Genomic DNA, 9759 nt, shown 5'->3' on the forward strand with positions numbered 1-9759 from the left:
CTGTCACTCGGATTTCACGAGGGGTGGAATTTCACCACCATGGTTATCAAGTTGTCATGGTTCATTTAACCAAGCAGCTAATCCTCCAAATCCTTATTGGATAAGGTTTATAGCTAACGAATCGCACCCCGAAATTGGTACCAACCTGCATCGTTAATGGATTTGGCAAGACAGTGATTCTTTACTAAGTTTTTGATCCTCAAGTCTTCATAGGCGACCAGATCGTTAGATCGGATTACGCAACGCGCGAGTCTCTTCGCATGTTCTTCACGCTGCCTACTTATTTTAAGGTGTGTCCTACCTAGCCTATTAATTGCTTTTTTACGGTTAGCAGAGCCTTTCTTCTTTCGGGAAACCCGACGTTGATAAAACTTTAAACGTTTCTCCCCTCTTCTGTAAAATCTTGGGTTAGGTTCTGAGTACCCATCAGAGTCTGTATAGAATTCTTTTAATCCAACATCTAAACCAACAGTAAAGCCAGTAGCTTCTAGTTGAAAGGCCGTAGGCCACGCTTTCGGCAAAGCCGACGCTGCGCGAACGCGAACGGAATTATCTGCTTTGACGCAAAACTGGACATAATAACCATCGGCTCTTTGGACGATACGAACCCGCTTGATCAGTTTCTGGTCGAAACGCCATAAGTCCCACGTCCCCTTAAGCTTGACTTTACCGATTCCTTTCTTGTCGGTAAAATTTATAGATTTTTTATCTGGGGATAACTTCCACCCGGATTGCTTATATTCAACCGACCTAGAATGTTTCTTAAAACGGGGATAGCCCTTTTTCCCAGGTACTTTTTTCTTACAGTTGTCGTAGAACCGCTTTATTGCCCGCTCTACATTTTCAACTGAAGCTTGACATGCATGACTGTTCAGGTCTTTGACAAAATTAAACTCTTCACGTATTTCGGTGTTGTAACGGTACAATTCTTTTTTGCCCACTCCATGGTTATCCATCCAGTACCGAAGTACTTTATTCCGGACAAAGCGAGCCGTTATAATAGCTTCATTTATCGCTAATTTTTGAGGCTCTTTAAGGACAGCCTTGAACTCCATTACCAACACCTGAAATCACCTCCTTGGTTCGTTTGCTTTACTTACTATTATAGTCGATAACGAGCGGGCAAAAGTTCCCGGACAGTTAGGGAATAAATTCCTGTTCGGGCTAACCCCATGGATAGAATCCAGGGGCTTGCGCTCTCAGGGTTTTCGGTCAATAATCTGGTCAATAATCTGGTCAACTAGATTTGTGCCACCAAACCATAGAGCAAACAGAATTGAGATGGAGAGGCTTGCTCCGATCAAGCACAGCACTAAACCGGCTAGGCTAATTGCGCCATCATCTTCAGTTAAGCCAAAACCAGTTATAAAAATTCCAATAGCTGGAAGGGTATTTGTTCCTGGAATTGGAATCATCATCGAAATTGACATTAATGCGATCGCACTCCCCATAAATATCCGACCAGGCAAACTGGTACAAATATAGCTTAGGCGAGGACGGGTAACTGCCTCAATCCGCCGCAACCAAGGGAGTCCTATTTTCAGAAAACCCTGTACCGTTTCCAGTTTCATTTTCCCATTCATCATCTTATTGGGTAGCCAGGGGCGTTTGGCACCAACGATGAGCTGAATAGCCAACAAGAAGATCACAATCGCAAAGGGAATCGAATAACCCGGTGCTGGAACTGGCAAAGCGGAAGGTAGGGATAGGATAACGAATAGAAACCCAAAAATACGTTCCCCCGCTAGGGTCAAAATATCTGCCAGCTTTACCTGAGGCTCTCGCTCTTCCTCAAAAAAATAGCGCTGTAGTTCTACAGAGAGTTTAGCCATTCAGTAGTGATTAGTTATAAAAGTTAATATACTAATCTATACTAATCCTTCTAGCACTTACCCTGAAATTACCTAAGATTAATTGTTAGGTGTGCAGCAATTCACAAATGGTTTGTTAGCGATCGCTTCTAACTCCACTGATTTGATCAGATCTACCCATGCTTGGGGCTGGGAATCCCGTAACTGGGCAACAGTAGTCACAGTTTCTTGCCAAATCATAGCATCAGCATATAGTTTGGCTTTTTCTAAGGTATTTTGCTCCTGCTCTAGATTAAGCGCTAATTCTGGACTAAGTTCAGTACGCTGGAGTATTCCTTTAACCCACTGATCTCGGCTACGCTCTTGAGGATCGCAAACGAGTACGAAAAACCACTTGTATTCCTTACCCATGGTCAGAGGTACGGTTTTCGGTATGCTCAGTTGCACAATACCGTTCGTGTTATCCAGGCTCAGGCTGGTCAGGTACACCTCTTGATCCTGGTCATCAATTAACACAAATTCTGCTTCGGAGGCTTTAGTTTTGGGAACATACCAGAACAGTGTAGGATTAGCCGCCACTGTTTTGACCAGATTATTGGCAGGCACGATAGGAGTCAAAGGGATGTCACCGTTGTCAGTACAGGAATAGCTACGAGACCCTCCTCCTGCTGTTCTTGTTGGTTTTCCTCGTTCTGGTACTCGTGGAAATTCAATCATATGTGTCCCAGCCCCAAGGGTTTTAGACGGTGACCCTCGCTCTGGTGGTGCTGGGAATTGTAAACCAACTTCATGGTGTGGGTATGACTGTGCGAGTAACCGGGGTGCCGTCAAGTCATTTACCAGTGCAGCCGACAGCATAGTAGTAAGCACTGCCAGATAGGTTGGAGTTTGTTGCCATATCATGATCAATCACCCTACTCATTAATAGGCCTCTTGCAAAAGTCCATTTTTGCTATTGGGCTATAGTATTTATCACCCTCTTTTTAAAGATTTATGCAAGATTCTATATAATTTTAGAATTTTCCTGTACATATTATCCATATCTATATAGTTTCCCCACTTCTTAAAAACATCCATAATCTCTAAAAATCACCCATAATCCGCTTTCGCAACTGGTATTTGCCTACCTTCCCTTATTCTTCAGCAATAAAGCCATAACTCTACCTGTAGGGTAGAGTTTGGTACCCAGTTTTGGGTAAGTTCTGTTCTTCCAAGGATTGCGGCTAATCCCACACCTTATTCAGCGGGCTAATTGCTAATTATTCTTAATTAATTGTTAAGTAAATCAGGTATTGAACTTGGGGATTTATGTATTTAATCCCAATTTACCATCAAAGGTATTGGTATTATTACCATATTCTATCCCAAAATCCCAATAATCTCAAGTTCGCTTAATCACTTTTTTGGGTCAGGGTAATCGATAGTCGGTCATCGTCAACTACCAATTACCCATGACCTATGACCCATTACCTGTTACCCATTACCCATTACCCGATCAGGGAGATCAGGATTATTGAACTGGCATTGTCAAAGGATTACCCTAGTTTTAGGTACCAGAAGTCCAAGAGTTCATGTACTCGATTTGCTCTGGGGTTAGGGTGTCAATGTTAATGCCCATTGCTTGTAACTTCAGCCGCGCAATTTCCTTATCCACTGCTTCTGGGATGGAGTGTAAACCTGGTTCAATGGATCCTTTGTTCTTGACTAGGTATTCACAGGCCAAAGCTTGGTTAGCAAAGCTCATGTCCATCACCGCACTGGGATGACCTTCAGCTGCTGCCAGGTTAATCAGGCGTCCTTCACCCAGTACTACAACGGATTTACCATTTTTCAAACAGTACTCTTGGGTAAAGTTCCGTACTTCTTTGACTTCTGTTGCCATTTCCCCTAAGGACTTGAGGTCAATTTCAATATCGAAGTGACCGGAGTTGCACACCATTGCTCCATCTTTCATCACCTCGAAATGCTCAGGGCGAATCACGTGCTTGTTACCAGTAACTGTGATAAACAAGTCACCTAAGGGAGCAGCTTCTGCCATCGGCATTACCCGGAAGCCATCCATCACAGCTTCAATGGCTTTAGTGGGGTCGATTTCAGTAACAATGACATTGGCTCCCAGTCCCCGGGCTCGAAGTGCTGCGCCTTTGCCACACCAGCCATAACCGACCACAACCACGTTTTTACCAGCTAGCAACACGTTGGTGGCGCGGATAATACCATCAAGGGTAGATTGACCAGTACCGTAGCGATTGTCAAAGAAGTGTTTGGTGTCAGCATCGTTAACATTCATTGCCGGGAATGTCAACACACCGTCATTGAACATAGCCCGCAGACGGACAATGCCAGTGGTGGTTTCTTCGGTGGTACCAATGATATCACTGAGCTGGTGTTGGCGATCTTTTACCAGAGTGGCGGTAACATCACTACCATCATCGATTATAATGTTTGGTTTGTGATCCAGGGCAATTTCAACGTGGCGGTGATAGGTTTCGTTATCTTCCCCTTTGATGGCAAATACAGAAATATCATGATCAACCACTAAGCTAGCCGCCACATCATCTTGGGTTGAGAGAGGGTTGCTGGCAATTAGGACAGCATCAGCACCAGCAGCCTTGAGTGCGATCGCTAAATGGGCAGTTTCCGTAGTAACGTGACAGCAAGCAACTAAACGAATTCCTTCCAAAGGCTTTTGTTGGGCAAAGCGGTCTCGAATTTGCTTGAGCACTGGCATCTCCCGTCCAGCCCATTCAATCCGCTGCTTTCCTTTTGGTGCCAGAGACAGGTCTTTAACTTCGTGTTTTATCCTAGTCGCAGTTGCAATCATCAGGTTTTGTGTTTTAGTTAACGTTTTTTAGTTTAGCTTTGATTAGTTTAACGTGTCCCTTGAAAGTGCCAGTGGATGGGAAACCTTTATCAAAATTCTGATTCAACCCGCTGAGATTAAAGATAGTTTACAGATTTCTACCATCAACGGGTGATAAACAACTCATTTCGATGTAGTAAATTCGCTATTTTTTGTCAATAGCAGCAAACCATCATAGGAGTAACTACTGACCAGTACGAAAATAGTATATTTGTACTATAATAGAAGATAGCGAGTTGACGGTCAGCTGATCTGATGTAAACCCCTAATCAAGGTTTTTCCCCATGAAGAAGCACTATATTCTGAGCATCAATCCCAATGCCGACTACCAATGGGAGCAGTGTACGTCACGAGATCCCATTACGGCAGAACGGCCAGACTTTGCTGGTTTGATTGCCCAAGCTGTGGCAGATCAAACTGGTTCTTATCTAGTGGCAGTTAATATTGAGGTAGAAGTATTAGAGCAAGCAGCACAGCCCCAAGCTCAGAAAGTGCGGGTTGATTTGCCAGTGGTTCCTGTGGAAGTGCAACCATCAGGATTAGTAGCATGATTATTTACATAGTTAACCGGACCCGGTTCTAACACAAATGTAGCTTCAACCCGCATTCTATAGCCGCTCCCCTCTCGGGTCAGACCTGGGGTTGGTGCGGGCTTAGCTAAAACCAACCAAAAAGCTTAACGAGACAAACCGTTCCCCGGCCCGATGATGGGATTTTCCACGGCTTCTCGGTACTGTTCAACGGCTTCAGTATAGGCAATGGGCAGAACACACTCGACGTTTTCATGGGGACGAGGAATGATTACCCAGGATTCCAGGGTAGCGCCATGGGCTTTTTCGACGGCTGCAATACCGGCATCCATAGCTGCTTTTACTTCCGAAACATCCCCTCGAATATTGATATTGAAGCGGGCGCTACCAACTCTGATGTAGCCTACTAAGGTAACCCTACCAGCTTTCACCATAGCATCTGCTGCTGCGAGTATACCAGGAAAGCCTTTGGTTTCGAGAGATCCAACCGCCACTGTGGACATAGCCAAACTCCTTACTTTGTTGAATTTGTTGAATTATTTTAAACTCAGGAACTATTGTACGAATCTTCGCTACCGATGCTGACAAATAGCGATTAAGCCTATTGGTTTAAAATGTTCGGAACTCTTCGACTTTGCTGGTGTAGTGGATGGGCAGCACTGTGTCCACATTTTCATTAGGGTTAGGAATGATATAGTAAGCTGTCACCTCTGCACCATAGGTTTTCTCTACGGCTTCCAGACCAGCTGCTACCGCGACGTTTACCTCCGATATTTTACCACGGACGCTAACCATAAACCGACCTTTCTCAGATTTATCATAGGATACCAGTGTCACTGCCCCTGCTTTGACCATGGCGTCTGCTGCGGCAAGTACCCCTGGAAAACCTAGGGTCTCAATGGTTCCAACTGCTACTGGCATTGTGTTCTACTCCGGTCAACACGAAAAGTTTGTTAAATCTGATTGTACTGGAGTTATTAGGCAAAATATATCTTAGCTTGCCTAAAACGTTAACATTTAAAATTTAAACTATTATAAAATATTTAAATTTTACCCTAAAAATTAACAATTACTAGAAGTTGAGTTTGGTTAGTTTTTTTAGGCTCTTGCGCACCTGTTTTTCTTTCTCCTGGAGTTCAGTAATTAGTTTTTGATTATAGGGATCGATAATCCCTGATTTGCTTTCTGAATTTACCCAAAGTTTACGGGCTAGTTGGAAACATAACTGACATCGTTCTAAATTTCTCAGAATTGAAGGAGTAAATTGAGCCAACAGTTCTTCATCTCTTTTGGTAAACCCCTTTAGATCAATTCTTTCATACAATTCATCCTTTGGATTACTGTCTGGCTTTAACTTATTAATTAATTGTACCACAGCAATTAAATTTTTTTGCTGATTCAACACCGGCCAAGCTAGCATAGTATAGGTTCGGTAACCGGTAATTTGGTCGATTCTTTTCGCTTCTTCAGAGCGTGGATCGTCATAGACATCAAAGGGAACATTAATAATGCTTAAGGAGGTAGCAGCTGCACCAGCAATTCCTTTATCTGCTGGAATATCAATGACTAGGGAGCCACCTTTCCCATCATCAGCGTCAATGGAACCGAGGATATTACTATGCTCATCCAGTAAAAAAATACTGGTGCGGTCTGCTTTTAGTATATTTCCCGCTTTTCGGGTGAGGCGACGTAACATTTCTTTGAGGGTATCCACTAAATCCCCTAAAGCGTCATCAACGGTGTTTACCTCTTCGATAGGCTTTGGTTTTGTATTCCCGTAGCCTGGCCTACGGCCAATCCCATCACTGGTATCTACGGTGATATCTACGGTATCTACGTCATTGCTATCTACTTCAATCTCTGAGGATTTTACCGGAGTTTCCAGTAAATCTAAACCAGCAATTTCTCGCCAATTTAAGTGCAATGCTTGACAAATTTCTACAAAGAAAAGACCTTTAATGGGCTTTCCGATCAGAAAAAGATTAACAATGGGCAAGGATAAATCTAATTTATTAGCTAGGTCTATATCTCTTCCCCGACGCTTACGCTTCCAAACTAATTTGACTGTTTCGAGATACTTAGGGTGTACACTATATAATTTGTCCATTCTTTTTTTGATTTGGGGAAAGCTGCTTATCTCAACTCCAACTGATTAGGGAGTAGCCAAAATATAAAATACCAGTTTTTAGCTTTTCGGATAGGCAAAAAAAGTTGGTTTATTTTCAGTTTTATAGATTAAGTTAGGTTACCCACCCTACTTTAATTGGTATTTTTTTAAACGCCAGTCCCTGATCTCAATCTATGGCTTTTTATCGATATTCTGGACATTTGATGTCAATGGTCTAAGTCTCTAATAGGTTCATCCCATCAGTTAACTAGACTCTCTAGGTAGTTTTAACAAACTAGTTGCTGCTTTCAGCAGTGTATTCCGTTAGATGTTACTAGGCAATTAACCGTGCTTTCTAATAACCTCTTAGGGTTGGAAGTTTTTGATGACGGTCACGGTATCAGCCACATCGTCTAGTTACCCTTACCCCCATTACCACCATGGTGAAGATACCATAGTTGGTATACAGCTGTCACACCTGATCAATAACCTGATCAATAAACAGATAATCGGTTCTTTTGTTTGGCTATCACCTGCTGCTTCCAGTAAGCTCTGGGCAGCAGTATTTGTATAATAGTGCTTTTTGTGAAAAAGGTAAAGTCCTTTTCAGGAAGTGTAAGCAGTCAGCTAATATCCTCGCCGAGGCTACATCAACTGCTTCTGAGCAGTCAGTTAAATCATCCAGGAAAACTTAGACATTTAGCTGAGGAGCGCGAGTAGATCAGTTATCCTGGAAAACCCCCTCAATATGCTGATAGCTGGAAGCTGACTAGGGATTTTGGATGGTTTGGTTAATACGTTTTAATATTCTCAAAACAGTGTAAAGGTCATCTTTGTTCTCAAGAGCGAATGTATAGGATTGAGCATATTTAGGTGGCTTGTGGGTTGTCATCTTTAGGAATTTAAACTCATTTCCATTGGTGATAAACCCCAGGATAGATTGCTCTGGATTAGGATTAGCCAACATATACGCTAAGACTTGGGGAATTCCCGCTGCCAAGGCATATTTTGTTCCTTTTGCTTCAATAACAGTAACCCAGAATTCTGGGTGAAAAATCAGAATATCAATACGTCCAGTAACAATCATACCCTCATCTTCGGAGGTGATTTTAACTTCTTTCTCTGCTGTAATTTCAAAGGGATGACGATAAAATCCCGCTAGTCTGAGTAATGGCGATATTATCACCATTTTCAAGATCACTTCCAATAACGGAGACTCAGATAAGTACAGATATTCTTCTTTAACTTGCCCTAGCAATTGTTTCTCAAAATCCGTCAGTTCCGGTAACTCGTCTTGCCATTCTCGGAAAAAATGTTCATCATCCGTTCGTTCTAGGTGGAATCTGTGTCTTAATTGACGTAAGGTAATCTCTTTTGCAGGAATTGTTTGAACCATGGGTAGTTTAAAATTTCTAATTTAGAGTTTAATTAATCGCACATAAGTGATTACACAGTCCCTGATTTATTTATAGCAATTTTCGTAAGTATTCAGCGATCAGCGATCAGCTTCTTCTTTAAATTGCGATAATGCAATAGTTTTTTGGAACCCTTGTATCTTACTAATCCCATTAATCTCACTAATCCCAGTTGCCCCACTACTTGAGATTGTGACAATGCAATAGTTTTTTTTAGCACCCTCTTCCTCCCGCGCCCACACCCCACACCCCACACCCCACACCATCTGAAATGGCGACAATGCAATAGTTTCACCAAATCCTGGCATTTTATGGAAAATCGTGTTATTATAATAATATCGTTAAAGCAATGGTTTATTGGCCATGATGATTTCCACCGCACAAGCCGCTGAATTACTTGGTGTTTCTGCTACTCGCGTCCGTTACCTTCTGGGCAAGGGCAGAGTTAAAGGGGCTTATAAGGTGGGCAGAACTTGGGTGATTCCTTTGTTTGATGGTATGCCGGTGGTCACCCCTGGCACTCGCGGACCAAAACGGAACTGGTCAAAGCGTACAGAGTACACTAAGACAGTGATTCATGTTAACCAGAGGGTGATTCGCAACAATCTCAAGACGGGGGACCGGAATCCTGTGATTACGGTGAAGCGAGGCTCTAAAAATGTTTACGGTCATACGGTGGAGGTCAATGGCCCCTGTCGGGTGATGTATCGTCCAGATGATCCCCTTAAGTGTGGAGCACGGGTTTGGATTGAGACTATTTCTGATTTTGAGGTGATTTCAGCGTGATGGGTCAGCTGTTCAGTATTGAGATTGGGATACCTAAATTGCTCAAAGGGAATAGGGAATAGGGAACAGAGATACAATCCTGTGTACCTCATTAGGGTAAAAACCCCTGTATTAGCAAAAATCTCCCTATCTCCCTATCTCCCTATCTCCCTATCTCCCTATCTCCCTATCTCCCTATCTCCCTATCTCCCTATCTCCCTATCTCCCTATCTCCCTATCTCCCTATCTCCCTATCTCCCTATCTCCC

10 protein-coding genes and 1 pseudogene are annotated in these 9759 nt (G+C 42.9%); 2 read left to right on the plus strand and 9 right to left on the minus strand.

The features are described 5' to 3' along the window. Window positions 1-128 precede the first annotated feature (128 nt). The 4 genes and pseudogenes from F6K51_RS33785 to ahcY form a co-directional block, all read right to left on the minus strand. Window positions 129-1064, minus strand: a pseudogene (locus F6K51_RS33785) (transposase); the annotation flags it as partial. Between the two features lie 135 nt (window positions 1065-1199). Beyond that, the gene (locus tag F6K51_RS33790; RefSeq protein ID WP_293029418.1) at window positions 1200-1832 is read right to left on the minus strand and encodes an exopolysaccharide biosynthesis protein; all 633 of its coding nucleotides are present in this window, start codon (window positions 1830-1832) and stop codon (window positions 1200-1202) included. Between the two features lie 78 nt (window positions 1833-1910). After that, window positions 1911-2714 (minus strand): DUF928 domain-containing protein, encoded by an 804-nt coding sequence (locus F6K51_RS33795; protein ID WP_293029421.1) that lies wholly within the window; start codon window positions 2712-2714, stop codon window positions 1911-1913. 643 nt (window positions 2715-3357) lie between these two features. Further along, a complete protein-coding gene (gene ahcY, locus F6K51_RS33800) occupies window positions 3358-4635 on the minus strand; it encodes an adenosylhomocysteinase (RefSeq protein WP_293029424.1) in 1278 nt (425 codons plus the stop codon). Window positions 4636-4958: 323 nt separating this feature from the next. Between ahcY and F6K51_RS33805 the strand changes: the two genes are divergently transcribed. After that, window positions 4959-5225 (plus strand): hypothetical protein, encoded by a 267-nt coding sequence (locus F6K51_RS33805; protein WP_293029426.1) that lies wholly within the window; start codon window positions 4959-4961, stop codon window positions 5223-5225. Window positions 5226-5350: 125 nt separating this feature from the next. Here F6K51_RS33805 and F6K51_RS33810 read toward each other — a convergent pair whose 3' ends face one another. The 5 genes from F6K51_RS33810 to F6K51_RS33830 form a co-directional block, all read right to left on the minus strand. Further along, a complete protein-coding gene (locus F6K51_RS33810; RefSeq protein WP_293029429.1) occupies window positions 5351-5707 on the minus strand; it encodes a carbon dioxide-concentrating mechanism protein CcmK in 357 nt (118 codons plus the stop codon). A gap of 106 nt (window positions 5708-5813) precedes the next feature. Continuing rightward, window positions 5814-6125 carry a carbon dioxide-concentrating mechanism protein CcmK gene (locus F6K51_RS33815; RefSeq protein ID WP_075900807.1) on the minus strand — a complete coding sequence of 104 codons (312 nt, stop codon included), beginning with the start codon at window positions 6123-6125 and terminating at the stop codon, window positions 5814-5816. Between the two features lie 151 nt (window positions 6126-6276). Beyond that, complete coding sequence (locus F6K51_RS33820; RefSeq protein ID WP_293029434.1) at window positions 6277-7311, minus strand: GAF domain-containing protein; 1035 nt, start codon at window positions 7309-7311, stop codon at window positions 6277-6279. Between the two features lie 769 nt (window positions 7312-8080). After that, window positions 8081-8707: a type I restriction endonuclease gene (locus tag F6K51_RS33825; RefSeq protein WP_293029438.1), complete on the minus strand. Its 627-nt coding sequence runs from the start codon at window positions 8705-8707 to the stop codon at window positions 8081-8083. Window positions 8708-8806: 99 nt separating this feature from the next. After that, a complete protein-coding gene (locus F6K51_RS33830; RefSeq protein ID WP_293029442.1) occupies window positions 8807-9034 on the minus strand; it encodes a hypothetical protein in 228 nt (75 codons plus the stop codon). Window positions 9035-9089: 55 nt separating this feature from the next. On the opposite strand from F6K51_RS33830, the gene F6K51_RS33835 reads away from it, so the two are divergent. Further along, the gene (locus tag F6K51_RS33835) at window positions 9090-9512 is read left to right on the plus strand and encodes a helix-turn-helix domain-containing protein (RefSeq protein WP_293029446.1); all 423 of its coding nucleotides are present in this window, start codon (window positions 9090-9092) and stop codon (window positions 9510-9512) included. Window positions 9513-9759: the final 247 nt, after the last annotated feature.

Origin of the sequence: Moorena sp. SIO3I8 (assembly GCF_010692325.1) — a bacterium.
Taxonomy (GTDB): domain Bacteria; phylum Cyanobacteriota; class Cyanobacteriia; order Cyanobacteriales; family Coleofasciculaceae; genus Moorena.

What these genes read in the sequence shown, in the direction of transcription:
- F6K51_RS33790 (WP_293029418.1), bottom strand. Translation starts at nt 1,832, where the DNA reads ATGGCTAAACTCTCTGTAGAACTACAGCGCTATTTTTTTGAGGAAGAG.
- F6K51_RS33795 (WP_293029421.1), bottom strand. Translation starts at nt 2,714, where the DNA reads ATGATATGGCAACAAACTCCAACCTATCTGGCAGTGCTTACTACTATG.
- ahcY (WP_293029424.1), bottom strand. Translation starts at nt 4,635, where the DNA reads ATGATTGCAACTGCGACTAGGATAAAACACGAAGTTAAAGACCTGTCT.
- F6K51_RS33805 (WP_293029426.1), top strand. Translation starts at nt 4,959, where the DNA reads ATGAAGAAGCACTATATTCTGAGCATCAATCCCAATGCCGACTACCAA.
- F6K51_RS33810 (WP_293029429.1), bottom strand. Translation starts at nt 5,707, where the DNA reads ATGTCCACAGTGGCGGTTGGATCTCTCGAAACCAAAGGCTTTCCTGGT.
- F6K51_RS33815 (WP_075900807.1), bottom strand. Translation starts at nt 6,125, where the DNA reads ATGCCAGTAGCAGTTGGAACCATTGAGACCCTAGGTTTTCCAGGGGTA.
- F6K51_RS33820 (WP_293029434.1), bottom strand. Translation starts at nt 7,311, where the DNA reads ATGGACAAATTATATAGTGTACACCCTAAGTATCTCGAAACAGTCAAA.
- F6K51_RS33825 (WP_293029438.1), bottom strand. Translation starts at nt 8,707, where the DNA reads ATGGTTCAAACAATTCCTGCAAAAGAGATTACCTTACGTCAATTAAGA.
- F6K51_RS33830 (WP_293029442.1), bottom strand. Translation starts at nt 9,034, where the DNA reads ATGCCAGGATTTGGTGAAACTATTGCATTGTCGCCATTTCAGATGGTG.
- F6K51_RS33835 (WP_293029446.1), top strand. Translation starts at nt 9,090, where the DNA reads ATGATGATTTCCACCGCACAAGCCGCTGAATTACTTGGTGTTTCTGCT.